The sequence below is a fragment of the Geobacter anodireducens genome (assembly GCA_001628815.1).
Taxonomy (GTDB): Bacteria; Desulfobacterota; Desulfuromonadia; order Geobacterales; family Geobacteraceae; genus Geobacter; species Geobacter anodireducens.
Window position 1 is genome coordinate 3,106,116 of the sequence record CP014963.1, and the last position, 25,507, is coordinate 3,131,622.

Annotated in this window: 19 protein-coding genes and 6 pseudogenes; all 25 read right to left on the reverse strand. The window is 63.4% G+C overall.

All coding sequences use genetic code 11. The features are described from left to right. Nucleotides 1–62: 62 nt before the first annotated feature. Nucleotides 63–3,457 (reverse strand): annotated as a pseudogene (locus tag A2G06_14260) (2-acyl-glycerophospho-ethanolamine acyltransferase). A gap of 16 nt (nt 3,458–3,473) precedes the next feature. Then, entirely contained in the window at nt 3,474–4,451 is a 978-nt protein-coding gene (locus A2G06_14265; GenBank protein ANA41224.1) for a metal-dependent hydrolase, read from the reverse strand. Between the two features lie 115 nt (nt 4,452–4,566). Next, entirely contained in the window at nt 4,567–6,234 is a 1,668-nt protein-coding gene (locus A2G06_14270; GenBank protein ANA41225.1) for a hypothetical protein, read from the reverse strand. Then, a complete protein-coding gene (locus A2G06_14275) occupies nt 6,231–7,034 on the reverse strand; it encodes a pilus assembly protein PilZ (GenBank protein ANA41226.1) in 804 nt (267 codons plus the stop codon). Before A2G06_14275 ends, A2G06_14270 begins: the two co-directional genes overlap by 4 nt. Nucleotides 7,035–7,049: 15 nt before the next feature. After that, nucleotides 7,050–7,505 (reverse strand): hypothetical protein, encoded by a 456-nt coding sequence (locus A2G06_14280; GenBank protein ID ANA41227.1) that lies wholly within the window; start codon nt 7,503–7,505, stop codon nt 7,050–7,052. Between the two features lie 65 nt (nt 7,506–7,570). Further along, nucleotides 7,571–7,993, reverse strand: coding sequence for a hypothetical protein (locus A2G06_14285; protein ID ANA41228.1), 423 nt, complete (start codon nt 7,991–7,993; stop codon nt 7,571–7,573). Beyond that, nucleotides 7,990–8,424, reverse strand: a complete 435-nt coding sequence (locus A2G06_14290; protein ANA41229.1) for a flagellar export chaperone FliS — start codon at nt 8,422–8,424, stop codon at nt 7,990–7,992. The genes A2G06_14285 and A2G06_14290 overlap by 4 nt, the downstream gene beginning before the upstream one ends. Before the next feature lie 33 nt (nt 8,425–8,457). After that, the gene (locus A2G06_14295) at nt 8,458–9,867 is read right to left on the reverse strand and encodes a flagellar cap protein FliD (protein ID ANA41230.1); all 1,410 of its coding nucleotides are present in this window, start codon (nt 9,865–9,867) and stop codon (nt 8,458–8,460) included. A gap of 362 nt (nt 9,868–10,229) precedes the next feature. Beyond that, entirely contained in the window at nt 10,230–11,060 is an 831-nt protein-coding gene (locus tag A2G06_14300; GenBank protein ANA41231.1) for a flagellin, read from the reverse strand. Nucleotides 11,061–11,348: 288 nt separating this feature from the next. Then, nucleotides 11,349–11,828, reverse strand: coding sequence for a flagellar assembly protein FliW (locus tag A2G06_14305; protein ID ANA41232.1), 480 nt, complete (start codon nt 11,826–11,828; stop codon nt 11,349–11,351). Between the two features lie 4 nt (nt 11,829–11,832). Beyond that, nucleotides 11,833–12,072: a carbon storage regulator gene (locus A2G06_14310; protein ID ANA41233.1), complete on the reverse strand. Its 240-nt coding sequence runs from the start codon at nt 12,070–12,072 to the stop codon at nt 11,833–11,835. 23 nt (nt 12,073–12,095) lie between these two features. Beyond that, nucleotides 12,096–12,992, reverse strand: a complete 897-nt coding sequence (locus A2G06_14315) for a flagellar biosynthesis protein FlgL (GenBank protein ID ANA41234.1) — start codon at nt 12,990–12,992, stop codon at nt 12,096–12,098. 9 nt (nt 12,993–13,001) lie between these two features. Continuing rightward, on the reverse strand, nt 13,002–14,435 hold the full coding sequence (locus tag A2G06_14320) for a flagellar hook-associated protein FlgK (protein ID ANA41235.1): 1,434 nt from the start codon (nt 14,433–14,435) through the stop codon (nt 13,002–13,004). Between the two features lies 1 nt (nt 14,436). After that, nucleotides 14,437–14,928, reverse strand: coding sequence for a flagellar biosynthesis protein FlgN (locus A2G06_14325; protein ANA41702.1), 492 nt, complete (start codon nt 14,926–14,928; stop codon nt 14,437–14,439). 18 nt (nt 14,929–14,946) lie between these two features. Beyond that, a complete protein-coding gene (locus tag A2G06_14330) occupies nt 14,947–15,234 on the reverse strand; it encodes a flagellar biosynthesis anti-sigma factor FlgM (GenBank protein ID ANA41236.1) in 288 nt (95 codons plus the stop codon). A 2-nt stretch (nt 15,235–15,236) separates the two neighbouring features. Next, nucleotides 15,237–15,617, reverse strand: a complete 381-nt coding sequence (locus A2G06_14335) for a flagellar biosynthesis protein FlgJ (protein ANA41237.1) — start codon at nt 15,615–15,617, stop codon at nt 15,237–15,239. A 140-nt stretch (nt 15,618–15,757) separates the two neighbouring features. Continuing rightward, a pseudogene (flgI, locus tag A2G06_14340) lies at nt 15,758–16,854 on the reverse strand (flagellar biosynthesis protein FlgA). A gap of 153 nt (nt 16,855–17,007) precedes the next feature. After that, a complete protein-coding gene (locus A2G06_14345) occupies nt 17,008–17,688 on the reverse strand; it encodes a flagellar biosynthesis protein FlgH (GenBank protein ANA41238.1) in 681 nt (226 codons plus the stop codon). Between the two features lie 100 nt (nt 17,689–17,788). Continuing rightward, nucleotides 17,789–18,465 (reverse strand): annotated as a pseudogene (locus tag A2G06_14350) (flagellar biosynthesis protein FlgA). A 31-nt stretch (nt 18,466–18,496) separates the two neighbouring features. After that, nucleotides 18,497–19,285: a flagellar basal-body rod protein FlgG gene (flgG, locus tag A2G06_14355; GenBank protein ANA41239.1), complete on the reverse strand. Its 789-nt coding sequence runs from the start codon at nt 19,283–19,285 to the stop codon at nt 18,497–18,499. A gap of 107 nt (nt 19,286–19,392) precedes the next feature. Further along, nucleotides 19,393–20,120: pseudogene (locus A2G06_14360) on the reverse strand (flagellar biosynthesis protein FlgG). 49 nt (nt 20,121–20,169) lie between these two features. Beyond that, nucleotides 20,170–20,922, reverse strand: coding sequence for an RNA polymerase subunit sigma (locus tag A2G06_14365; GenBank protein ID ANA41240.1), 753 nt, complete (start codon nt 20,920–20,922; stop codon nt 20,170–20,172). Continuing rightward, a pseudogene (locus A2G06_14370) lies at nt 20,919–21,847 on the reverse strand (flagellar synthesis regulator FleN). Before A2G06_14370 ends, A2G06_14365 begins: the two are co-directional and overlap by 4 nt. Then, nucleotides 21,844–23,205, reverse strand: a complete 1,362-nt coding sequence (locus A2G06_14375; protein ANA41241.1) for a flagellar biosynthesis protein FlhF — start codon at nt 23,203–23,205, stop codon at nt 21,844–21,846. Before A2G06_14375 ends, A2G06_14370 begins: the two are co-directional and overlap by 4 nt. Further along, a pseudogene (flhA, locus tag A2G06_14380) lies at nt 23,195–25,283 on the reverse strand (EscV/YscV/HrcV family type III secretion system export apparatus protein). The gene A2G06_14375 and the pseudogene flhA overlap by 11 nt, the downstream one beginning before the upstream one ends. Nucleotides 25,284–25,507 lie beyond the last annotated feature (224 nt).

Below are 25,507 nucleotides of genomic sequence, written 5' to 3' on the forward strand. Positions count from 1 at the left end.
TCTTTTTCCTTTTTTCCCCGTCAACACGACAACAGGCTCCGTGCGGGAGGAATCCGCACGGCTCAACCGCCCACCGCCGCCAGCGCGGCATCCCGCACTCCCCGCAGATCAAGCTTGCCGGTGCCGAGAACCGGCAGCGCCTCCACCGCCACGTAACAGTCCCGCGCCGGCTTCCAGAGATTGGGCAGCTCGCTCTCCGTCATGAACCGGTGGAGCGTTTCGGCATCCCCTGCATCGGGGGTGTAGACCACTACCAGCTTTTCCCCCCTTTTCTCATCAGGGACACCGGTCACCGCCACAAGACCCGCCCGGCCCAGGCGGGCATGGAGGGCATCCTCGGCCGCACCGTGGGGGACCATCTCTCCGGCTATCTTGCTGAAACGGGAAAGGCGGTCGGTGATGTGGAGAAAGCCGTGGTCGTCCAGGTACCCCAGGTCGCCGGTGACGTACCAGCCGTCGCGGATGACCCCGGCGGTCTTCTCCGGCTTGCCGAGGTAGCCGAGCATGACGTTGGGGCCCGTGACGAGGATCAGTCCCGTCACCCCTTCGGCAACCGGCTCAAAGGTTTCAGGCTCCACGATCTTCACCACCACGCCGGGGACGGGCAGCCCCACGCTCCCCTCCCGGAAACCGGCCTGGCGGACACCGTCGACCTCCACGTCGGGCAGTGACAGGGAGATGACCGGCGACAGTTCGGTGGCGCCGTATCCTTCCATGGGCCGGATGCCGAACTTCTCCTGGAAGCTGTCGGCCAGTTCAGGCTTCAGTTTCTCGGCCCCGGTGATGACGAGCCGCAGCGAGGCAAAGTCCTCCGGCCTTGCCCGACGGAGATAGGCCATCAGAAAGGTGGGGGTAGCGATGAGGAGCGTCGACCGCCGCTCCCGGACCGTTGCGGCAATGGTCTCGCCGTCCAGGGGATTGGTATGGTAGACCGCGGAAAAGCCGGAAAGAAGCGGCAGCCAGAGTGTAGCGGTGAAGCCCAGGGAGTGGAAGAACGGCAGGGCCGAGCAGATGTTGTCCCGCCGGGTGGCGCGAAAGACCATGCGGAGCGCCTCCAGGTTGGAGATGACGTTGTGGTGCGACAGCATCACCCCCTTGGGTTCGCCGGCGCTGCCCGAGGAGAAGATGACCGTGGCCGGCTGGTCGGCGCTGAATCCGGCCTGCCCGGCCAGCAGGCGCAGGGGCAGAAAGCGGGCCTTCAGGAACGCCAGTCGCTTGTGGCCGCCGGTCAGGCCGGCCAGGAGGTCCTCCACGTACAGGACTCCGGGCAGTTCCGGCAGCGAACCGAGCTTTTCCCGCAAGCGCCGGGAGGTTATGGTTACCCTGATGCCGCACTGGTCAAGAGATGAGCGTATGCCGTCGGCTGAAGCGGTGTAGTTGAGATTTACCGGTACGGTGCCATTGAGGGAGAGGGCGATGTTGACCAGGGCGCCCGCCACGGTGGGGGGCAGACAGATTCCTGCCATCTCCTGCCCGGCAGTGAAAGGCTTCAATGTGGCCGCCAGGGCGACGGCGCCGGCCAGGGCCCTGCCGTAGGTGAGTTCCCGGCCGCCGGTGTCGGCCACGGCGGGGCGGGACCAGTTCTCCCGGGCGGTCTCGGCGAAAAGCTCTCCCAGCGGCCGCCGCCGGGGCTTTCGGGTCTGGAACCAGGCGCAGGAGAGCTCCATCACGGCCCGGCGCACGTCGTGGGCACTGCTCCCCGCCCGGAGCGGCGCGCCGAAGAGGACCGTCACCCGGTAGGGAGAAGCGACGGGAAACGGGAGAGGAGCTTGCCGTGGGCATACGAGAGGATGCTCCCCCACGCACCGCCGATATAGACCGGGATGATGGGATGGTTCGTCCCCTTCACGATCCGCTCGAAGCCCCCCCTGAACTGGTTGAGCATGCCGTTGCGGGTAATGGCCCCCTCGGCGAAAATGCAGACCAGGTATCCCTCGTCCAGTGCCCGGCGGGCGTTCGCGATGAACTCCAGAAGACCCTTCCTGCCGTCCTTCGACGAGACCGGAATCACCCCCATCAGAGAGCAGAGCTGCTTCAGAAGAGGGGTACGGTAGATTTCCCGCTCCATGACAAAGCGGATCCGCCGCTGCTGCGTGGCGATGAGCAGAAGCGCGTCGAGCCAGGAAACGTGGTTGGCCACCAGGAGCGCTCCTCCCTCCACCGGCACGTGGCGGTCATCGATGACGGCAAGGCGGTAGCAGAGCCGCATGGCAACCAGGGCCACGAAGCGGAGCAGGAAATCGGGGAGCACCCGGAGCGTTACCAGGGTGAGCACAAGGGTGATGGCGCCCAGAACGCCGAAGCAACCGGCGGGCGAGATTCCCAGTGGCCCGGCGAGGACCCAGAGTAGTGCCGACGCAAGGAGCACGCCGACCCAACTGAGGAAGGTTGAGGCGGCAAGAACCTCCCCGCGCCGGTCGGCGGGAGCGCGGAGCTGGATGAAGGACTGGAGCGGCACGATGAAAAGCCCGGCACTCATCCCGAACAGGGTCACTGCGGCCAGGACGGAAGGGAGATGTGCCGGTAACGTTGCCAGCAGGAACGAGCAAAGGGCGAGCCCTGCGGCGCCGATGGGGACCACGCCGAATTCCACCGTACGCCCCGAGAGACGCCCCGCAAGCAACGAACCGGCGCCGATCCCCACGGCAGCGGCCACGAAGAGATAACCGCTCTGCTCCTCGGACAGGGCCAGGAGCTTCATGCCGTAGGGCAGAAGAGCAAGCTGGCAGAAGGCCCCCACAAACAGAAAGTAGGCCGCGCCAACCACCGCCAGCAGGAGATACCCGTCATGCCTCAGGCTCCGCAGGGTACGCCAGTAGGCGGCCGGAGAAAACGCCACCGGACGCTCCGGCGCGGCGGCGCGGGTCTCCGGCAGGGTGCGGGCCACCAGGTATCCGCACAGGGCCACTGCCACGCCGGCCAGCAGCGCAACGCCCTGGCGGCCGCCGGCCAGTTGAACCAGAAACGGAGCCAGGGCCGTCCCCCCCACGATGGCCAGGAACGACCACATCTCCAGGAGGCTGTTGGCCCGGGAGAGCTCCTCCCGCGCCACCAGTTCCGGCACCACCCCATATTTCGCAGGAGCAAAAAGGGCGCTGTGGGTGCCCAGCAGAAAGATCACCACTCCCAGCAGCAACGGGCTGGCAACCAGGAGGCCAGCCACGGCCAAAAGCGCGATCCCCACCTCCAGGACCTTCACCCGGACGATGATCCGCCCCTTGGGGAACCGGTCGGCAAGGGAACCGGCCAGGGCCGAAAAAAGGAGGAACGGGGCCACAAAGGCGGCGCTGCCGATGGCGGCCACGGTTGCCGCCCGTTCCTGGCCGAAATGGCCGATGAGGAAAAAGACGATGGTCAGCTTGATGACGTTGTCGTTCAGCGCCCCCAGGGCCTGGGCCAGATTGAGGCGGTTGAAGGCCGAAGGAAGCACGGCTGTTCCGGTGTCTGTGGAATTCATGGCAGCCTCGGTATCGTCAGACGGGTCGCAGCAGACCGGCCCCGTTGTGAAGAATCTGCTCGGGCATCCCCAATGCCAGCTTCAGGGCCACGTCCCGGTCCCAGGGGTTGCTGATGGCGGCCAGGCGCCGCGCCGAGCACGGACCGAGAGAGAAGAGGTGAAACCAGGGTGAGGCGAGTCCCGTGGCCGGCAGGGGCATATCGGTGCCGTACAGGAGCCGCCCATGCAGCTCCCGGTGCTTCAGGACCCATTGAAGGTGCCCCAGGCGGTTTATCTGGGTAAGGGATGAGATGTCGGCATGGAGGTTGGGGTAGGCCGCGAACAGGGCCAGAAGCCGGTGCCGGTTCCGTTGGCCGTCGCTCCTGCCGCTGGTGGCGCAGTGGGCGGCAATGACCTTCACCCCTTCATCGAGGGGGAGGCGGAGGCGGTTCGGGTCGGACAGCCTGCTATCCGACCGGGTGAACGACTGCTCTGCGCCGGTGTGGGTGAGCAGGGGCAACCCCAGTTCCGCAAGGCGCCGGTAAAAGGGTACCAGTCGCCGGTCCGCCGGATCGATCCCCTGGATTGAGGGAAGCCACTTGATCAGCACCGCGCCGTCGGCGGCCGCGGCATCGAGCCGGTCCAGGGCGTCGGGCCGCAGGGGATTGACGCTGGCGCCGAACAGGAGGTTGGGATATCTGCGGCACTGGCCGGCGAGGAAGTCATTGGGAATGAACAGCTCGGTCCGTGCCCGGTCCAGGCTTCCCCGGGAGTCGACGACGCCGTCCAGTGCCAGTACCACGGCGGTCTGGACCCGGGTCGAGGCTGCCAGCCGCTCCGCGAGACGGCGCAGGACCAGGCCGTCCCCTTCCCGTTCGAGCTCCGCATCGGTGATTCCGAAGGATGCCAGGTAGAACCGGTACCTCCAACTGTCCCTCAGGCTGGTCGAGACGAAGCAGCCGCTGCCGCCGGCTCCGACCCCGGCGGTATGACAGTGTATATCGATGACGCCCATGGATCCCCCACGGGATGGATTCCGGATTCCCCCCTCGTGCCGGGAGATGCCATGGCGTTTATGAACCACAATGCTCCGCAATGTCAACGGGCTACTGCGGCAACCTGCTCCCGGCCTAAGCCGGCCTGGCCGCCGCCCCGAGAACCTCTGCGATCATCTTCCGCATCCGGTGCCCGTAGGTGTGCTCGCCAAGCACCCTGCGCCGGGCACGTTCCGCGATCTCCCGCCGCAGCCCCTCCCGCTCCAGGTAACACTGGGCCGTTTCAGCCACGTCGCTGATCCCGTCGTAAAGCGCCACCTCATTCTCGGCAAAGAGCTCACCCAGGGCACCCTGCCGGTCGGTCAGGAGAAAACCGCCGCACAGGGGCACGTCAAAGACCCGCTGGTTGACGGTGTGGGGCATCTGGAGGCTGGTGGCGTTGACATTCACGGCGCTGGAGGCGTAGACCGCCGGGGTTTCCCTGAAGTAATTCACGTCGGGACGCGCGTCAATGGCGCTGCCGAACACCTTCCGCCATCCGTCCGGATCGCCGAAGAAGGTAAGCCCCAACGGGAGCAACTGACCCAGGAGCCTGGTCCGATAGGCGGAGGTGGCACTATGGAGCAGGTAGGCCCGGAAGAAAAGGCGGGCATCATCAGGCAGAAAACGGCCACCCTCGGCCACGAGCTGGTCGACAAGCTGCAACTGATCGCCCCGGGCGGCGATGATTCGTTCAACCGCTTCGCCGGCGAACGCCATGACCTGGGCCGTAACCGGAAACTTGACGGCCAGGCGGGCCAGAAAACCGCTCGCCAGCGAGTTTCCCACAAAGGACAATCCTGCGCTGAACCGTTCCTCCACGCGGGCGGCCCCGGCCAAGCGGACATCGGCTGCCAGGGGCAGGTGCGACACCCGGTATCCCTGCGCGGCCACCGCCGGCAGGTAGCTCTTTTCCCACAGGAAGACATGGCATCCGTCGGCAGGGGGCAATGCCTCGCCGTAAAGGATGAATTCCGGCGAGTCCACGAACCAGAGGGCGAGCGGGATGCCGAGCCGGCGCAGCATTTGCGCCGCAACGCCGCGCCGGTCGAGGCCGCGCATGTTGATGCTCAGCACCAGGTCTGGCCGCTCGCCGCGGAGCGCCTCGCCGAACAGCGATGCTTCGTCCCCTTCGCGCCCCCGGCAGTCCAGGACCACGACCCGGTGCCCCAGGGATTCGAGGCCGTGGATACACTCCCGCTGGACATAGTAGGCTTCGAAGGGGACGAGGATCGTCAGGGGGCGGCCCGCTGCCTGCGTCCGGTCCGCGGCGGGACCCGTCCGCCCCACGGTTGCGAGCAGGATGCGGTAGTGGTCGTACCAGGCAGGATGTGCCCGCAGCGAGGGGGGGTGAGGGACGACGTACAGCGCTGCGGCATCGAGCGCCTCAGGAACGGGCGGGAATCCGCCGCCGGGTGTGGAAGGCGTTACCACCTCGATCCGCCCGTTCCACCCCTGGCAGAGCCGGGCCGCGGCCAGTTCGGCCAGTTCCGGGTGCCGCTCCACGAGGATGACGCGGTTGACGTGCGGATTGTTCGCCAGGGACCGGGGCAGGTGGTAGCCGAGGCCGGTGCCGAGAAAAACGAGGACCGCGGCATCCACCGGTCCCGCAACAAAGGAGCCTGCCTCGCGGATCGGGTCGTAGAGGGAGTGGAGGCAGGTTTCGATGCCGTCCTCGCCCATGACCAGGGCCGTGGGGTGCCCCCTGCGGCCGGGCATGATCCGCACCCCGGAGGACGGAGCCTCCGGCTGCTCTGCGCTCACCGTCGTCCCCCGACCTGGATACGATCGCTTTTCGACATCAGCTCGCGACGCTGCTCGGAAAAAAGGTAGGAGATGACTGCTTCCCGGTCCTTGTCGCTGATGGTGATGAACCTCATGGAGAGGGAATAGTGGGTTCCCGCCTGGAGCGTAAGGGTGATCTCGGAGCAGCGCAGGGCCTCGGCCAGGACGCAGATCATCCGTGGCTGGGGATGCGGGAGAAAGAGGCTGACCAGCATGAGGGTCCCCGACGCCACCTCCTCGGAAACCCTGAATCTCATGCCGCCGCCGCTCAGGTTGGCCCGGGCGGATGGGATGTCGCGACCGTTCCAGTCCACGACCCGCCAGCTTGACCCCTCCTGGGCCATTGCCGGAGAGCGCCATGAGTCCATTCGCTCGTGAAGCCAGCGTTCCTGGGCCTCTTCGGGCGACATGCCCGGCAGCAGTTCGTAGCTGAAAGGGATCGAGACATCGAGACGGAAATATTCGCGGCGCTGCAGCTCGCGGACCCTTCCCGCGAGGCGGATGGCGAACTGCCGGTCGTCGCGCACCGTCTCGACCCGGCCGTCGCACCGGCAGAGGGCACCGCCGGTCCAGACGGAAACGGAAACCTCGGCACCCTCGCTGAGCATGCCGGCAGGCGGTTGCTCTGCACCGAACAGTTCGAGCCAGGCAAGGCTTCCCTTCAGCGAGGTAATGGCGGCAGTTCCGTCAAAGGACCCGACGTCGCCGAGCCGTACCGTGAGGTTGATCTTCTGGAGCTGCTCGAAGAACCGTCCGTACTCGGAGCCATCAGCGGACATGAAGGCACTCCTGGATCAACGGGCAGCCGTGTCACCGAGCGCGGCGAACAGCTCCCGCCATTGGCCCAGGTGAGGCGCGAGTTCGTATTCGAGGAGGTCGGCGATCAGGACCCAGTCCTTGCGCTGCTGGGCGGCCATGGTCTCCTGGAGGAGCGTGTTGAGTTGTCCCACGAAACGTTCCAGCGTCACGTCCCCGGCGGGGGTGGTGGAGAAGTCGACGCCGAGTACGAAGGCGACATCGGCAAGCGCTCTGATGAGCATGTCGAAGCCGCCCAGGAGTTCAATATAGTGATCCAGGGCCGGCCGGTCGTTGCCCGCCCTGAACAGACCGGCCGTGGCCAGCGTAAACCGCTGCAGTTCGGCAGCGTGCGAGGCCCCGTCATCAAGAACGGCCCGAACGAGCAACGCTCCGTCTTCCGTGGTCTGGCCGGGGGACGCCTGCCGCTTGTCAGCTTCAGCATAGGTATTCATCAAATGCCTCCTTGCACGTGGTGCTGTGCGCCCGGTGTCAAGCCGGCCCGCACGGCCGCCCGGTCTCAGGCGGTCCTGCTCATGTTGTGTCTCTCCTCGCGCCCCCCCTCGTAACTATGGAGGGCGCTTTTGCCCCGGGCAAGGGCCGACATCTCCTCGCCGAGAGTGACGAGACGCTCGCGGGCAAGGGCGATGACAAGGGAGTCGAGTTCGACGATTTTCTTGGTCGATTCCTCCTGAAGACGATGAAAGGACGACAGGAGCTGCTCGGCATCCCCGTGTCCACTCCCCTGCGAGGACAGGGCGGAAAGGCGGCCGTTGAAATCGTCCAGGGACGTCATGATGCGCTCGCGGCACGCCACTGCCTGCTCGAAATCCTCGGCGCTGTTGGTGTCGAAGTTGCGCAGCAGTGCCTCCGCCTCGGACAGAAGGAGATTGTAGAGTTCTTCGCCGCTGGCCAGTAATGCCGTCAGGTCCGCGGCCGTCATCGTGCCTGCCCCGCCACGTAACCCGGCTGATGGATCGACGGGGGCACGGCTTCACGCTCCCGCTTCCAGATGTCGATGGCCTCGACCCAGGTGTCGCGGAGCACGGTAAGGATCCTGATGGCGTTCTCCAGGGCCCGGGGCGAGTTGTTGATGTTGGCGTTGATGTACTCGTCGATGACGTAGATGTAAAGCTGCTCAAGGCGCTGGGTGATACCGCCGCCCACGTCGTGGTTGAGGGTATTCATCAGTTCGGAAACAATGGCCTGGGCCTTGCTGATGTATTTGCCCTTCCCCGCCAGGTCCTTCTTTTCCATCCGTTCGAGGGCGATCTTCGAGAAGTTGATGGCTCCGTCATAGAGCATGATCAGGATCTTTTCCGGGCTGGCAGTCCCGACCTGGGTGTTCTGGTACTGGTTGAAAGGGGTCAGCATTCCTGTTCCTCCTGGTTGTGACTCGCGCGGTCACTATGACCTGTACAGGTAATTGATGAGCGAATTTCCCTGCGTTGTGAGACTGCTGACAAGGGTCTCCATGGCGGTGAACTGCTTTTTCAAGGCCTCTTCCTTGCGCGCCATCCGCACTTCCATGGCCGCGATCTGGTCGTCGATGCTCTTGATGGTGTCGTTGAGCCCCCGCACCCGGCTCGAAATGATGCCGTTGGCCGTGGAGGACGGCCCCTCGTACGTGTGGGTAAAGCGGTCGATGGTTTTCCTGAATTGCTCGGCCACGCCATACTTCTCAGTGGCAAGGTTGGAGACACCGCCGTTTTTCGTGAAGAGCTCGACAACATCGTTGAAATTGCTTCCCAGGGCATCGGCAAGCTTGGTCGAATCGATGGCAAGGGTGCCGTTGGACCGATCGGTGGTGATGCCGATATCGGCCAGGGTGGAGTATTTGCCGGCAATTCCCGCCACGGGAGTGGTCAGGATGTTCTGGAGCTGCGTCTTCACGCTGCGCAGGGTCGAGTCCCCGGAGAGGACCCCTCCCTTCTTGGTGGTGGCATTGTACTCGGACTGCTTGTTGATCTGGGACATGGCCGCGTTGTAGGCGCCGACGAAGTCGTTGATCTTCTTGGTGACCCCGGATGTATCGTTCCCCACGGTAACCGTGGTGGTGGCTCCCCCCTCCTTGAGCAGGGTGAGTGACACGCCGGGGATCACGTCAGTGACGATGTTGGAGGTCTTGGTGATGGCAATGCCGTTTACGGAGAAACTGGCAGCCGCTCCCGCCTGATAGGCCGGGCCCGACTTGGTGATGGTAGGCGTGGCATAGGCGGTACCGCTGGCCGGGTCGCCGGTGAGGCCGGAGAAGTCAAGGGTGTAATTGTTCGTATCCTTGCCGGTGATGACGAGCCGGTAGGGATTCGCCGATCCGTCGTTGATGATCGACGCAGTCACGTTCGCGCCGGAGGCATTGATGGCAGAGGCGATCCCCTGGAGGGAGTTCTGGCCTTCGGCAATGGTGATGGGAGTGGCCACACCGCTAATGGTGAAGGTGCCGGTCTTGAAATTGAGCTCGTCTGCCGAGGCATACCCCTGATCAACCACCTGACGCTCGTTCTTTGCCAGGGAGTTTACCGTCAGGGTATAGCTGCCCGGCGATGCGATGCTGGACGACGTGGCCGTCGCGACCGTACTGTCCCCCACGGACGTGGTCTTGCCCATGAAGCCGGTGGCGGTATTCATGCCGGCAGCCAGTGTCTTGAATGAGTTCAGCAGGTTCGTGACCTGGTTGTAGACATCGATCTGGCTGTTGATCGTGCTCTTCTTGCTCTCCAGGATCCGCTCGGGAGCGCGCTCCAGATACATGAGCTGGGAAATGAGCGTATTTGAGTCCAGTCCCGTTGCCAATCCGCTAAACGATACGCTTGCCATGTGCGTTTCCTCCTCGGGAACCGGAGATGCAAAACCGGCTCCACCTTGAATCAGTACAATCAAAAAACGCTTCCGGAAAAGAAGCGCGGCGTTTTCAGGCCACGCAGCCCTTGGCCGGGTGCACTACCCAGCAGGGTGCCATCCCTGCATATACGTATCGACCTGATCGGGAAAAACTTTAGCGGCGAGAGACGGGAGTGTCAACGATTTGACCAAACCCGCAGTGGAGCGAGGCAGAGAGAGTCAGATTTTCGACCTTGAGAAACCGCGGGGAGAAACGGGGAGCACGATGCGCTCCGTCAATAAAGAAAGGGGAGAGGCATGTGCCTCCCCCCTTTGCATGACCTGAACTGCCAGTCGGATTAACGCAGGAGCGAAAGAGCCGACTGCGGGGTCTGGTTGGCCTGGGCCAGGATGGCGGTGCCGGCCTGGGTCAGGATCTGGGCGCGGGTCAGGGCTGCGGTCTCGGAAGCAACGTCAACGTCGCGGATCCGGGATTCTGCGGCGGAGAGGTTCTCCACCGACACCTGGAGGTTGTTGATGGTGGACTGGAGGCGGTTCTGGACCGCACCCAGGGTACCGCGGATGCCGGAGACGTTCTGGATGGCCGAGTCGATGGAGTCAAGGGCGGCCTTGGCGTTGGCACCATCGGTACCGGTGACGCTGGCGGTGCCAACGCCGATGGAGCTGGCGCCGGCAGCACTGATGGAGACGGAGATCACGTCATTGCTGGTATTGCGCGAACCAACCTGGAACGAGTAGGTGGCGGAGGTGCCGTCCAGAAGCTTGGAGCCGTTGAACTCGCTGGAGCTGGCAATCCGGTCGATCTCGCCCTTGAGGGCCTGGAACTCGGAGTCGATGTAGCCACGCTGCTCGGAAGAAACGGTGCCGGTAGCAGACTGGGTGGCGAGCTCCCTCATCCGGACCAGGATGTTGCTGACCTCGTTCAGAGCACCTTCAGCGGTCTGCACGAGAGACACGCCGTCGTTGGCGTTGCGGACGGCCTGGTTCATGGAGCGAATCTGAGCCCTCATGTTCTCGGAGATGGCCAGACCGGCGGCGTCGTCACCGGCGCGGTTGATCCGATAGCCGGACGAGAGGCGCTCAAGGGACTTGCCAAGGGACAACTGGGTGATGTTGAGGTTCCGCTGGGCGTTGATGGATGCGACGTTGGTGTTTACTGTGAGTGCCATGGTGTACTTCCTCCTTGAGTGTGATTCGGGGTTTCCTTACCCCTTGGGTGTGCAAGCCGAAAGCCATGACGTTGCCGGCGCCCAGCCGGGCCCGACGCGGGTGCCGTCCACGCCCTGCCTTTCAACTTTCATCTTCGGTCGACGTGCGAAGCGCCACCGTTTAGTTCACGTATCGGCGGCAGCCGGAAAAGCTTTAGAAAAAAATCGCGTGTCCCTTATTTTTTTCTCAAAAAGCAGTCGCTCCGCGCACAGCGGGAGGATTAGCCCAAATTACGCACCGTTGCCAAACTATGCCACAGAGACAGCGCCGGCCGCGCTCCCCGTGCCGGACGCCCTGCCCCTGGCGGCCTGATCAAAGAAGGGCTGTTTGGTGGTATACCTGCTCCCCTCCAGGACGATCTGCTTGGCAAGCATCCGCTTCGGGTTGAGCGCGATGGGCCCCTGGAGGTTGACCGTGATGTCGAAGGGGTCTGAGGCCATGGTCACGACCGCCAGCAGCAGCACCTCATCGCCGTCGTTCACGCAGAGCTTTTCGCTCTCTTCGGCGGTGAGCTTTACCGCGTAGTCCGGCGCGCACTCCTTGGTGTCCACCACCACGAAGGCCAATTCCGGGTTCTCCACCGACTGGAACCAGCAGAAGGGGGTTATGTTTTGTGGGGTGAGCAGGGCAAAGCGTTTCTCGGAGAATCCGAGCATCCCGTCGGGCATGGTGATGATTTTCGCCTCGTCGATGACTATCTCGCCGAAACGCGTGGTGGTCACGTTCACGTTCTTACTCCTTCCCGTCCGCGCCGAGGCAGGTTACCGCCTTCTCCAGGTCCGCCAGGTTCCACGAAGCGGCGATCTGGTTTTCGCGCTGAACCTTGAGGTAGATTTCCTCACGGTAAATGCGCAGGTCATTGGGAGCCTCGATGCCGAGCCGCACCTGGTTTCCCTTCATCTCCACCACCTTGATCCTGATGGAATCACCGATGGTGACTACTTCTCCCATTTTTCTGGTCAGTACTAACATACGCCCTCCTGGCGCCCTTCCCCCTACGAGAGGTAGTCAAGAAGTGAAACTTGCGAAATTTTCCCCGACGCCGCGATCGCCGCTTCAAAAGCCGTCTGCTGCTTGGTCAGGTCGCTGATGACCTGCATGAAATCCACGTCCTGCTTATCGGAGAGAACCTTTGTGAGGCTGAACTTCATCTCCTCGATGACGTTCTTCTGGCTTTCGAGCCGGTTCATGCGGGCGCCGAGATCGGTGCGGTTCGACAGGACCTGGGACAGGGCGGACTCCAGGTTCGGCAGTTCCGCCTGCACACCCGCCTGGTCGTTGGCACTCAGGGCCGTGATCAGGTTGTCGAACGTCCCGATGATGTCGGTACCGGTGGACCCCGGCGGAGTGCCGCCACGGAGCAGGTTGCCGCCCGAGTAGTTGATCGGCACGAAGGCGCCCCGGTCGATCTCGATGGTAATGCTGTCATCGGTGCCGTTGAACGCTCCCGCGGCATCGAAGGGAGGGGTGTCGTTCTTGAACCCTCCGAACACGTAGCGACCGTTGAGCTGGGTATTGCCGAGCTGAATGAGCTGGTTGCGCAACTGGATGATCTCGTTCATGCCCGATTCCCGGGCCTTGGCATCGCTGGTGGCGTTGGCCATCTGCACCGTCAGCTCCTTGGCCCGGGTGAGCACGTTCCCCATCTCGTCCATGGCCGCCTCGGTCATGGAGAGCCAGGAAATGCCGTTGGAGATATTGCGCGAATACTGATCCCCCGCCGCCATGAGCGACTTCATGTGGAGAATCTGCTGGGCCGTGACCGGATCGTCCCCCGGAGCGCTGATCTTCACGCCGGTGGATGCCTGCTGCTCCAGCTCCTCCATTCGCCGCCTGATCGTCTGGAGGCTGTTGAGGACCAGGTTTGCCGTGGTGTTTTGCGTTACTCTCATGGCGTTTTCCTATCGAACGAGTCCGAGGATGATGTCTATCATCTCGGTTCCCGTGTTGATGAGTTTCGCGGCCCCCTCGTAGGCCTTCTGGTACTTGATGAGGTTTGCCAGCTCCTCGTCGAGAGAGACCCCCGACTGGGATTCGCGCAGATTGTTCAACTGCTTCAGGACTCCCTCGGACAGCGCTGCGCTCCGCTCTGCATTCTGGACCGACACGCCCACCTTCCCCACCAGGGAGTTGTAGAAACCGCCCAGGGTCATGTTCCCGCCCGACAGGGGCAGGATCTTGTCGAACAGGGAAGCGATGTCCTTGGCATTGGTGTTGTTGCCGGTCCCCCCCACGGCGGGGTCGGCATTGGCGGCGGCGATGTCGTTGGTGTTGGTGATGGCGACGGATATCCCTCCCAGCCCGCTGTATCCCGCCATGGTCGCCGGCGTGGTGAAGAAGCCGATCCCCGTGGAGCCGGTGAGGCCGAAGCCGCTGGAGTGAACCGCGTTCACCTCGGTTGCCAGGGTATAGGCCAGCTCATCGAGGTCGGCCAGAAACCCGTTCACGAGAGAATCGCGGACCTGAAGCGTTCCCCCCATTTCCCCCTGGCTGTTCCCCGGCCCCCCTGCGATGGAACTGATGTCCACGGCGGTGGTGCCGCCGGGGGCGGTGGAGTAGATCCTGTAGAAGCCCGAATTGGCCGCATCGGGCTGCAGTGAAAGGACTGCCGCGTCTTTGCCCAGGACCAGCGGCTGACCGAGGGAGAGGCTCACGTTGAGGGTGCCGTCGGTCTGCTCCATATACGTGATGCCCACTTTTTCGGCGAGCTGACGCACCGCCAGATCCCGCTGGTCGCGCAGTTCATTGGCCCGGGCGCCCTGAATCTCTATCTGCTTGATCTGCTCGTTGAGGGAGGCAATCTTCCGCAGCTTGTCGTTGACGTTGGCGGTAATCCCTTCCAGGGACTGGTTTGCCTCGGTCCTGATGTCGTTGAGGTAGTTGTTGACCCGCTTGAACTGGTCCGCAAGCTGCTGCCCCCGCGCCAGGATCGCCTGCCGCTCGGGCTGGCCCTGGGGGTTGGCGGTCAGATCCTGCCAGGCGCCGAAAAAGTCCTGCAGCGACTTGCCCAGACCGTCGGTGGTGAACTCGTTGAAGAGTTGCTCGGCCCGCGTCATGGAGGCAAGCACCGTATCGCTCCACCCCTTGGTGGTGCTTTCGGACTTGAGTTGCGTCTGGAGGAAGTCGTCGTAGGCGCGCTGGATTTCAGCCACCCTTACCCCGTTGCCCAGGGGGAACCCCCGTTCCTGGGACACGGTGGCGGTGGTGAAAACGGTGGTCTGCTTCGAATAGCCGGGCGTGTTCACGTTGGTGATGTTCTCGCTGGTGACCTCAAGGGCGAGACGCTGCGCGGTGATGCCTGATTTGGCTATGTCGAGGAGGCTCAGGATACTCATGTCAGATCTCCTTCCGGAGAATGCCGCCGGAGGAGCGTTCCACCATGGAGCCGGAGTGGCCGTAGGTTTCGGCTACCGTGAGGCGGCTCTGGAAAAATGCCAGGGACCGTCCCACCCTGACCATGGAAGTCTCCAGCAGCCGCCGGTTGTCGGCAATCATGTCGCGGATTTCCCGGGCAAGGGTCGAGAGCCTGGCCTGGAGCCCGGCAAGTTCAGCCTTCTCGGGCGAGGGGGTTCCGGTCAGAAGGGGCGACAGGGTTGCCTCGCCCAGGCCTCTGGCGCGGGCTTCGTCGGCGATGACCTTGCGGCAGTCGTCATCAAGCTCTTCCATGCGTGCCACCACCTGCACCTTGTGCTCGACCGCGGCCTGGAGCCGCTCGGCCTGGAGCGCCACGATGCTCGCACGCTCCTCTTCCAGCAGCCTGACCATCTCTTCCATGCTCGCCCCCCGGGCGTTCAGAAGCTCAACAAGCCGTGACAGTCCTTTGTCCATCCCCTGCATCTCCTCTCCCTAAACGTTCTGTCCTATCATGCGCATCGCCACCGAGCGGGCATCGACCCGGTACGATCCTTCGGCCATCTGCTGCCTGATCTCCGCGACCCGCTCGGCACGGAACGACTCGCCGTTGCCGGCCGCCTCCTTCAGGCGGTCGATGGCCGGTTTGTCGATGGAGAGATCTACCCGCTCCGTCACCGGCGCCGCCTCGGCCCTGGCCGCGTGCCCCGCGCCCGCCTTCGGCGGTGCAGCGGGAGGCGCCCCCGCGCTGGAAAGGGATACGATATCGCTATCAATCAGCATAGCTATCGGGCACCGTTCTTTTCATCCGCGGCCGGCTTCGCCGCCGGCACTACGGAGGGTTGCGTCTCACGGGGCAGAATCTGCTGCTCGATGAGGGGGGCCAGGCCGAGCCCGCCCGACGCCGCACAGGCCGTGGCATACTCCTGGTCGAGCATGGAGCGGAATATCTCCTCCCCCCTGCCGCCGCCGGTGAGGTCGTCCTTGCCCACGGTGTCGCGCATGGACTTGAGCATCATGCCGATGAACACGGCTTCGAACTCCCGGGCAACCTTCTTTGCCGCCATCCGTTCCTGCTCGACCTTCCCGGCCCGGGAAGCCAGTTGCCGGGCGCGTGCCGTTTCGGCGTCAGCCATGAGAGTTTCGGTCGGCATACGTGTGTGCATGATTCACCTATCGGCCACCATCGGGAAAACTTTAGCCATACCGGCCCTGTCCAGATGACAGCATGTTATGTGCCAAACTGCACGAGAGGGCGCCCGCGGGCACCCTCTCGTGAAACGAATACCGTAGCCGGAGAAACGTGTCAGATGACCGACAGTTCCGCCTGCATGGCACCGGCAGCCTTGATTGCCTGGAGAATGCCGATCAGGTCCCGCGGCGTCACCCCCAGGGCGTTGAGGGCACGCACCACGTCGCCGATGCTGGCTCCCTCGCGCAGCACGGCCAGCCCGCCGCTCTCCTCGGAAACCTTGATGCCGGTGCGGGGCACCACCACGGTCTCGCCCGTGCGGCTCAGGGGCTGGGGTTGGGAAACCCTGGGCGCTCCTTGATCAGGAGGGTCAGGTTGCCGTGGGAGACCGCAACGGTGTCGATGCGGACATTCTCGCCGATGACGATGGTGCCGGTCCGCTCGTTCAGGACCACCTTTGCCGGGTTGTCGGGGCGCACCTCGAGGCGCTCCATGTCGGCGACGAATTCCACCACCCGCCCCTGATAGGCGTCGGGGAGGGAAATCATGACCGCCCCGGGGTCATTGCAGGTGGCCACGCCGGCCTTGAACTGCTCATTGACCGCCCGGGCGATGCGCGTGGCAGTGGTGAAATCCGGCTGGTGCAGATTGAGCCGCAGTTGCGACCGATCCGCCAGGACGTTTGGCAGTTCCCGCTCCACCAGTGCTCCGTTGGGAATCCGGCCGGCCGTGGGGTGATTTTTCTGGGCCGTTGCCGCCTGGCCGCCGTAGGAGAAGGAGTTGGTCAGCAGGCCCCCCTGGGCCACGGCGTAGACCTGGCCGTCGGCACCCGTGAGGGGGGTCATGAGCAGCGTGCCGCCGGCAAGGCTCTTGGCGTCGCCCAGGGATGAGACGAGCACGTCGACCCTGGTCCCCTGCTTGGAGAAGGGGGGAAGCTCGGCGGTCACCATGACCGCGGCCACGTTCTTCACCTTGATATCGTCGCGGTTCACGGTGATGCCCATCCGCTCCAGCACGTTGGTCAGGGACTGGACCGGAAACTTGGTCTGGTCGCTGTCGCCCGTGCCGTTCAGGCCCACGATGAGGCCGTAGCCGATGAGCTGGTTGTCCCGCACCCCGTCGAAGCTGGCGATGTCCTTGATCCTGATCGCCAGGGCCAACTGGGGAAGAGCCAGCAGAAGTGCCACTATGCAGATGATTTTTTTGGTCATGGTTTTTTCCAAATCGCTGTCAGTTCAGGAAACGCGATTTTTGTGCAAGGCCAAGGCGGCCGAGGATTCGCGCGGAGGCGTCCCCCTCGGTGCGCCGCACAAGCGAACCCGGAGACCAACGCCGGGATTGCGCAAAAGGCGCGTTTCCCTCCACTAGAAGGGCCAGATATAGTCCAGGATATTCATGAGCCACCCCGGCCGCTGCCGGTCGCTGATGACGCCGTTGCCGGTATAGGAGATCCGCGCGTCCGCGATCAGGGTCGAGCTGATGGTGTTGTCCGGCGACACGTCCCGGGGGCGGATGGTCCCCTGGAGCACCAGAATCTGGTCCTCGTTGTTCACCTTCACGTTACGCCGGCCTTCGATCAGAAAGTTGCCGTTGGGCAGGACATCGGTGATCTTGGCCGTCATGGTTGCCAGCAGGTTCTCCCGGCGGGTCGTGGCGCCGCTCCCCTCGTACTTGGAGTTGGTGCTGGCCCCGAGCAGGTTGTTGGGGTTGGCGTTGGTCAGCTTGCCGAAGAGGGTGGAACTCTTTTCCAGCCCCATGAGATAGGGGATGCTGGCCGACACCTCGGCCTTGCGCTCGGTGTCGGTGGTGGCCTCTTTGCTGGCGCTCGCCTGCTCGACGATCAGAACGGTGATGATGTCGCCCCGGTTGCGGGCCTTGTGGTCGACGGCAAGGCCCGCGGTGGACGCCTGCCAGATGGAGCCGTTGGCATAGGTGGGCGGGGCCGGCCGGAGCTGTTCGTCAAAGGTCGGAGTCCGCACCTCGGTCCTTTCCACGGTGCACCCGGCCAGGGCGAGACAGATTATTGACATGGCCAATCGTTTCACTGACGTATCTCCTCACTCCCTGTCAGGAAACGAGATTTTTTCGTCCTGACAAGCAAACCCGCAGCCTGACGCAGTCAGGGCGAAAAAGGCTCGCTTCCCCCTAGAAATCCACCTGCACGGTTCCCACATCGATCACCCGCGCCGGTATTTCCTTCAGTGACCCCATGTTCAGTACCCTGATGATGTCGCCCTCGGCGCCGTTGCCCCGGGCCTTGCCGGTGGCCGTGAGGCGCAGGGACGGACTTTCGGCGATGATGGTCACCAGTTGGCCGCTTTTCACCAGGGGCATCTTCTCAATGCTTGCGCCGCTCAGGGGGGTGTTGGCCCGGACCGCATTCTTGACGCGCTTGCCCACCACCTCGTCGATGCTCCGGTACACCCTGCCGTTGACCGAAGAGATGTCCCGCTTCTGTACCGTCACATCGTCGCTGGTGATGATATCCCCCCGCGCCAGGGGATGAGAGGCGACCACCGTATCGGCAAGGGCCTCCACCTCCACGGGGATGGAGATGTTCCGCTCCACCCGGTCGTTTACCCGGACAATAAGGGCCAGGTTTGCCTTCCCCCACCCTTCCCACCGGTTCGGCGCAGCACCTCGAAACCGACCTCGCCGGCAGGGAGCTTCAGGTCCCCCTGAAAGCCTACCGTGTTCTGCCGGACGAATTCGGTGATGGCCTCCTTCACCCGGGCGTTGGGTATGGTCTGGGTGGTCGGTACGGCAAAGGCCGCCGTCCCAACCGCCAGCACGAAAAAAGTGATCAGCGCAACGCTCCGCATATCTGCCCTTCCCGGTCCCTGGTCACCGCCTTTACCGCCGCAGGTTGTTGGCCTGCTGGAGCATGTCGTCGGCGGTCTGGACCGCCTTGGAGTTGACCTCGTAGGCCCGCTGGCCCACGATCATGTTGACCATCTCCTCCATGACGCTCACGTTGCTCATCTCCAGGAAGCCCTGGGCCAGGGTGCCGATGCCGTTCTGCCCCGGGGTGCCGGTGGTGGGAGTGCCCGAGGAATCCGACTCCTGGAAGAGGTTGCGCCCAAGGGCGGTAAGCCCCGACGGATTGGAGAAGGTGGCCAGTTGGATATTGCCGATATTGGTGGGCGAGGTCTGGCCCGCCTGGGTGACCGACACGGTGCCGTCATTGCCGATGCTGATGGAGGTGGCGTTGCTCGGCACCACCAGCTCGGGGAGCATGGGGTAGCCATCGGAGGTGACCACCCTGCCCTGGTCGTCGCGCTTGAAGGCGCCGGCGCGGGAGTAGGTCGTGGTGCCGTCGGGCATCTGGATCTGGAAGAAGCCGTCCCCTTCGATGGCGATATCGAGCTCATTGCCGGTCTGATTGATGTTCCCCTCGCTGAACAGCTTCGTCACCGCGGCCAGCTTGGCGCCGAGGCCGATCTGGATGCCGCTCGGCACCTGGGTCGAGCTCGTGGAGGGGGCGCCGGAGGTTTTCAGGTTCTGGTACATGAGATCCTGGAAATCGGCACGGCTCTTCTTGAAGCCCGTGGTGTTGACGTTGGCCAGGTTGTTGGCGACGACGTCGATGTTCGTCTGCTGGGCCTGCATCCCTGAGGCCGCCGTCCACAATGCTCTGATCATGTTTTTCTCCTTGTATTGTTCCTGTGCACTCCGTCAAGGCGCATTGCATGCGCCTTGACGAACGCGGTCCGCCCCTGGGGCTACAGGTTCTCGCTCGTCCCGGGTCCCTAGATTTTACCGACTTCGTTGGCTGCTTTGCCGGCCATATCGTCGTAGGCCTTGATCGCCTTCGAGCACATTTCAAAGAAACGCTGGGTCTCGATCAACTGCACCATCTCCTGGACGGCGCTCACGTTCGACAGCTCAAGGTATCCCTGGCGCACCGGTTCGCCCTGGACGGGCTGAGCCACGGTCTGGGGATCGGTGGGCGTGAAGAGGCGCTGCCGTTCTTCTGAAGAGCATAGGGTTTGGGGAAGTCGACCACCTCCAGGGTTCCCACCGGGCTGCCGTCCACCAGTATTTCCCCCCTGGCGTTGATCTCCACCCGGCTGCCGTTGATGACGATGGGGCCGCCGCCCGACACCTCGTAGCCGTCGGCGGTCACCAGCCTGCCCGTTGCGTCGAGCTTGAAGTTCCCCTGCCGGGTGTACGCCTTCCCTTCGGGGGTGTTGACCACGAAGAACCCATCGCCGTCGATGGCCAGATCGAACGTATTGCCGGTCTGGGAAACCGAACCGCGGGAATGGTCGGTGAAGAAAGCGGTTTCCGAGTAGACCGGCGCATCGGTTGCGCCGGCCCGGGGAACCGTGCCGGCCGCCTGGAGGAGGCTTTCAAAGGTCATCCGGTCCTTTTTGAAGCCGGGAGTGTTCACGTTGGCCAGGTTGTTGGAAAGGACATCGAGCCGCTTCATGGCTGCAATGTTTCCCGATAATGCCGAATAGATGCCGCTGTTCATAGGTTCTCCCTGGAAGGTTTTTCCGGTCCCCGCCCCCGGGTTCCGGTCGTTACCTCATGTTCTTCATCTTGGCCCGCAGCCGCACGATGGCCTGGCTGTGGAGCTGGGAAATGCGCGACTCCGACAGTTCCAGCACGGCGCCGATTTCCTTCAGGTTCAGCTCCTCGTAATAGTAGAGGGTAATGACCAGCCGCTCCTTCTCCGGAAGCGACTCAATGGACTCGGTGAGCGAATCGAGCATCTGGCGCGCCATGAGCTGGCTCTGGGGGTTCTCGATGGAGGTGTCGGCCAGGATGTCCAGAAGCCCGAAGGGGCTGCCGTCGTCGTCCTCCCAGGATTCGTTCAGACTGACGAAGGAGAGGAGGTGAATCTCCTCCAGCATCTGGTAATACTCGTCAACGCTCATCTTGAGGGCGGTGGCCACCTCTTCGCTGGTGGGATTGCGCCCCAACCGGTGCTCCAGGAGCACGAACTCCTTCTCCAGCTTCTTGAACTTGTCCCGCAGCGACCGGGTCAGCCAGTCCTGGGAACGGAGCTCATCGATGATGGTTCCCCGGATCCGCTGCTCGGCAAAGGTCTTGAACTGCACGCCGCGGGCCGGGTCGAAACGCTCTGCCGCGGTGATCAGACCGATGATCGCCGCGCTCATGAGATCTTCCTGGTCCAGGTGAGGGGGAAGCTGTGAGGCGATCCGCCCGACCAGGAATTTGACCAGCGGGAGATGGTTCACGATGAGTTCGTCGCGGGTCTGGGCCGCTGACCGCTGGGCTTCCTGCTCGTATGCCTTCAGCATGCAGTTCATAGGCTCTCCACCGGTGCGCCGAGGAAGCGCCGGAAAAAGAACTGGACGTTCCCCTTCACGCGCCGCTCGCCGCTGTTTTCAAGGATGCGCCGCGCCAGCGTGGTGAAGCAGCCGGCCGCAGCCGAATCGGGGCACAACTCCAGCACCGGTTTCTGGCTCTTCACCGCGTCCAGCACCGCATCGTCGCGCACCACGCATCCCAGGTAATCGAGAGAGATGTCAAGAAACCGGCTCGTCACGTTTGACAGTTTGGCAAACACCTGCAGGGCGTCGTCCGTATCCCGGGCCATGTTGACCAGAACCTTGAAGTAGCGTTCCGCATGGCGCGTCGCCAGGAGTTTGATCAGGGCATAGACGTCAGTGATGGAGGTCGGCTCGGGGGTCACCACCACCACGATTTCCTGGGAGGCGCTGTTGAAGTAGGTGACGTTGTCCGATATGCCCGCCTCGGTATCGATGATGAGGATGTCGAAATCCTCCTCCAGCGCGTCCAGCTCGTCCATGATCTTCACCCGCTCCTGGAGGCCGAGGGAGGTGAAGTCGGGCAGTCCCGATCCGGCCGGGATGACGCGAATGCCGCCGGGGCCCTCGGTAATGATCTCGTCCAGGCGCTTCTTGCCGGAGAAGACATCGTTCAGGGTATGATCGGGGGAAATGCCGATCAGCACGTCAATGTTGCCGAGCCCCAGGTCGCGTCGATGACCAGGACCTTTTTGCCGCGCCGGGCCAGGGCCAGGGCCAGGTTAACCACCACGTTGCTCTTGCCGACTCCGCCCTTGCCGCTGGTCACGGAGATGACCCGGACCCCCTTCTGGTTCTGGCCTTCGCCGGCAGAGGGTTTCGTGGCCTTGCGCTGCTTTTTCACGGAAGTGGCAAGCTGACGGAGGCTATCAGCCTGGTCACCGGTTGTTGCCGCGAGATTCATTGCTTACTCTCCCCCAAAACCAGCCCGGCGAGTCTGCCGGGAGTTGCAATTTCCAGATCTTCGGGCACCCGTTGCCCGGTGGTGAAGTAGGAAAGCGGAAACTTGGTCCGCAGATGGGCGTTGACGATGCTGCCGTAGCTCTCGCTCTCGTCCAGCTTGGTGAAGATCACGCGGGAAACCGGCAGGACGCCGAACCGCTCCACTATTTCCAGGACCTCCAGGTCCCTGGTGGTGGCTGCCAGGCAAAGATGAATCTCAATGGCGAAGCGCGATTCCAGAAACCCCTTGAGCTCTTCGATCTTCTCGCTGTCCTTGTGGCTGCGGCCGGCCGTATCGATCAGGATCAGCTCCTTGTCGGAGTGGAGCTCGATGGCCGCCTCCAGCTCCGCCGCGGTGGCAGCCACCTCCACCGGCACGCCCATGATGCGCGAGTAGGTCTTCAACTGCTCCACAGCCCCCACCCGGAAGTTGTCGATGGTGATCAGGGCGGCCCGGTGCCCTTCGCGCAGGGCATAGTGGGCGGCCAGCTTGGCTATGGTGGTCGTCTTGCCGACCCCTGTCGGCCCCACCAGGGCGATGATCCGCGGGCCGTTCTTTTTGACGGTCAGGGGGCCGGAGCACTTGATGGCGCTCTTGAATGCCTGGGGCAGGAACGAACGGATCGCCTCCACGGTTCCCCCCTTGCGGGCCTCCGGCTTCAGATGGTCCATGACGGCCCTGATGGCGCCCCGCTCGAGCCCCTTGCGATGGAGCTCGGTCACCACCACCCGCAGCGCAGCCTTGATGCCGCCGGATGCTTTTTCGGTCTCGGCCTGCGGAGCCTTGGCCGGCGCCGGGGCGGCCTCGGCTTTTTCGGCGGGTTGCTCCGCCCCCGCTTCCTTTGCGGCCAGGGTTTTGAAGAGGATCTTTTTCATCTCTTCCAGGTCCTGCCTGGGGATGGAGCGCGGATTGAACTCACGGGCCGCCGGGGCAGAGGCCTCGGCGGCAGCGGCACTTTCCTCGCGGCTTTGCGCCTCGGCGGCCTTGGCCTTGGCCTCCGCTTCCTGGCGCGTCATCTGCTCCACCTTCAGGCGCAGGTCTTTCAACTCCCGGGCCAGGGGGGCCAGCATGGAGTTCTCCAGCATCTCCTTGGCCGAGAGGTTCTGCTCCTGGGCCTCCCGGTAGGGATTGGGCACCGGCTGGCGCGGCTTCACCTCAAGGGCCGCCGTCACCTTGATCACGGGCTTGCTGAAGAAGCCGAGAAAGCCCTTCTTCCGCTCCTTCTTGGAAGAAATGATCATGGCGTCTGGCCCCAGTTCGGCCTTCACCATCTTGAGGGCCTCGGACATGTCCACCGCTTCGAAAGTCTTAACCAGCATTGAGCGTCACCACCCCTAACGATTGAATTTTTATGCCTGACGGCACCTCGTTGTGCGACAGAACCACCAGATTGGGCACGAACCGTTCCGTGAGCTTCTTGACATGTCGCCGGATGGATGGCGAAGCCAGTAGCACCGGCTGGGTTCCGATCTGGTTGAATTTTTCCATTTCCTGCCGGACCCCGGAGAGGATCAATTGGGCCGTATTGGGCTCGATGGCCAGATAGCTCCCCTGGTCCGACGGCTGGATCGCCTCGGCCACGACCTCCTCGACCCGGCGGTCGAGGCTGATGAGGCAGAGGGTGTCGTCGTCCCGCTTGTATTGCTCCACAATGGAGCGACCCAGGCCCTGGCGGACGAACTCGGTCAGGGTGTCAGGGTCCTTGGTGAGCCCGCCGTAGTCGGCCAGGGTCTCCAGCACGGTCCGCAGGTCGCGGATGGAAACCCCTTCCCGCAGCAGGTTCTTGACGACGCGCAGCACGGTCCCCAGGTTCAGGAGGTTCGGCACCAGTTCTTCAACAACCTTGGGGAAGGAGGCGGAGAGGTTGTCCAGCAGTTGCTGGAGCTCCTGACGGCCCACCATTTCGTAGGAATGCTTGCGGATGATCTCGCTGATGTGCGTGGCGATGATGGTGGTGCTGTCCACCACGGTGTAGCCCGCCAGTTGGGCCTGTTCCTTCAGCTCGGGCCTGATCCAGATGGCGGGGAGCCCGAAGACCGGCTCCGTGGTCCGGATGCCCTCGACCGGCATGGAAACGGCGCCAGAATCCATGGCCAGGTACTGCCCGGCCATCTCGCCGCCGCCGACCTTGGCCCCTTTGATGAGGATGTTGTACTCGTGGGGCTTGAGCTGCAGATTGTCGTGGATGTGGACCGGCGGCACCACGAACCCCATCTTCTGGGCATACTGGCGACGGATCGAGCGGATCCGCTCCAGCAACTCGCCCTCCTGAGCCGCATCCACCATGGGAACGAGGCCGTACCCGACCTCCAGCTCCAGCATGTCCAGGGGACGGATGGCGCCGGCCTGGTCGCCGGACTCGCCGGCCTCGGACGGTGCCGGCAGCGTCATGAGGTCGTCCTCCACCACCTGGGCGCTCTCCTTGGCCATCCGCCCCCCCATGTAGGCCGCTCCGGACAAAAGGAAGAAGGCCACATGGGGTAGCCCGGGGATGAGGCCGAAGGCGAAGAGAACGCCCGAGGAGACATAGAATGCCTTGGGATAGTTGAGGAACTGGCCCGAAATTTCGTGGCCGAAGTTCTTCTCGTCTGCCGAGCGGGTCACGATGATACCGGCGGCAGTGGAGATGATGAGTGCCGGGATCTGGGCCACGAGCCCCTCGCCGATGGTCAGCAGCGTGTAGTTCGAGAGGGCGGCCTCCAGGGGCATGCCGTTCTGCCAGACACCGATGATGAAGCCCCCAATGATGTTCACCAGCATGATCAGAATGCCGGCGACCGCGTCGCCACGCACGAACTTGCTGGCACCGTCCATGGAGCCGTAGAAATCGGCTTCGCGCGACACCCGCGACCGGCGGCGCCGGGCCTCTTTCTCGTTGATGAGCCCCGAGGACAGGTCCGCGTCGATGGCCATCTGCTTGCCGGGCATGGCATCCAGGGTGAAGCGGGCAGCCACCTCGGCCACCCTGCCGGCACCCTTGGTGATGACCACGAAATTGATGATGACCAGAATCAGGAAGATAACCGCGCCGACCACGTAGTTGCCCCCGACCACGAACTGGCCGAAGGCCTGATCACATGCCCGGCGGCATCGATCCCTTCGTTTCCGTGCAGGAGAATGAGCCGGGTACCGGCCACGTTCAGCGCCAGCCGGAAGAGCGTCGTCACCAGCAGCACAGACGGGAACACCGAAAAATCCAGGGGTTGCTGGGTGTAGAGGGCCACCAACAGAATCGCCAGCGCAATGGTTATGTTGGCGGCCAGGAACAGGTCCAGCAGAAACGCCGGCAACGGGATGATCATCAGGCCAGGACGCCGATGAGCGCCAGGGCCATATAGATATCCGAATTGCTTTTTACAGGCTGGAGTTCGACTGCGTCCGCCGCCATGTTGGCCATGAGAAAATCCTCTCGTAAAATCAGGCGCTTTTCGTGCGCACCACACTATCTGCAACCGTTGTGCCAGCCGACTGGAGAGGGAACAAAGCAACACCATCGGATTGAATCCGGCGGGCGGGGAATCTTTTTTCAGGGAAAGGGCTAAAGAATAGTGAGAGTTGACCGATACGGATCATGTGATGTCGTATCGACAGCTTTTTGAAACAGGCCCGTCAATGTTTTGA

What these genes read in the sequence shown, in the direction of transcription:
- A2G06_14325 (ANA41702.1), bottom strand. Translation starts at nt 14,928, where the DNA reads ATGGACAAAGGACTGTCACGGCTTGTTGAGCTTCTGAACGCCCGGGGG.
- A2G06_14275 (ANA41226.1), bottom strand. Translation starts at nt 7,034, where the DNA reads ATGTCCGCTGATGGCTCCGAGTACGGACGGTTCTTCGAGCAGCTCCAG.
- A2G06_14310 (ANA41233.1), bottom strand. Translation starts at nt 12,072, where the DNA reads ATGTTAGTACTGACCAGAAAAATGGGAGAAGTAGTCACCATCGGTGAT.
- A2G06_14295 (ANA41230.1), bottom strand. Translation starts at nt 9,867, where the DNA reads ATGGCAAGCGTATCGTTTAGCGGATTGGCAACGGGACTGGACTCAAAT.
- A2G06_14330 (ANA41236.1), bottom strand. Translation starts at nt 15,234, where the DNA reads ATGCTGATTGATAGCGATATCGTATCCCTTTCCAGCGCGGGGGCGCCT.
- A2G06_14300 (ANA41231.1), bottom strand. Translation starts at nt 11,060, where the DNA reads ATGGCACTCACAGTAAACACCAACGTCGCATCCATCAACGCCCAGCGG.
- A2G06_14320 (ANA41235.1), bottom strand. Translation starts at nt 14,435, where the DNA reads ATGAGTATCCTGAGCCTCCTCGACATAGCCAAATCAGGCATCACCGCG.
- flgG (ANA41239.1), bottom strand. Translation starts at nt 19,285, where the DNA reads ATGATCAGAGCATTGTGGACGGCGGCCTCAGGGATGCAGGCCCAGCAG.
- A2G06_14265 (ANA41224.1), bottom strand. Translation starts at nt 4,451, where the DNA reads ATGGGCGTCATCGATATACACTGTCATACCGCCGGGGTCGGAGCCGGC.
- A2G06_14280 (ANA41227.1), bottom strand. Translation starts at nt 7,505, where the DNA reads ATGAATACCTATGCTGAAGCTGACAAGCGGCAGGCGTCCCCCGGCCAG.
- A2G06_14315 (ANA41234.1), bottom strand. Translation starts at nt 12,992, where the DNA reads ATGAGAGTAACGCAAAACACCACGGCAAACCTGGTCCTCAACAGCCTC.
- A2G06_14375 (ANA41241.1), bottom strand. Translation starts at nt 23,205, where the DNA reads ATGCTGGTTAAGACTTTCGAAGCGGTGGACATGTCCGAGGCCCTCAAG.
- A2G06_14335 (ANA41237.1), bottom strand. Translation starts at nt 15,617, where the DNA reads ATGCACACACGTATGCCGACCGAAACTCTCATGGCTGACGCCGAAACG.
- A2G06_14290 (ANA41229.1), bottom strand. Translation starts at nt 8,424, where the DNA reads ATGCTGACCCCTTTCAACCAGTACCAGAACACCCAGGTCGGGACTGCC.
- A2G06_14285 (ANA41228.1), bottom strand. Translation starts at nt 7,993, where the DNA reads ATGACGGCCGCGGACCTGACGGCATTACTGGCCAGCGGCGAAGAACTC.
- A2G06_14365 (ANA41240.1), bottom strand. Translation starts at nt 20,922, where the DNA reads ATGAACTGCATGCTGAAGGCATACGAGCAGGAAGCCCAGCGGTCAGCG.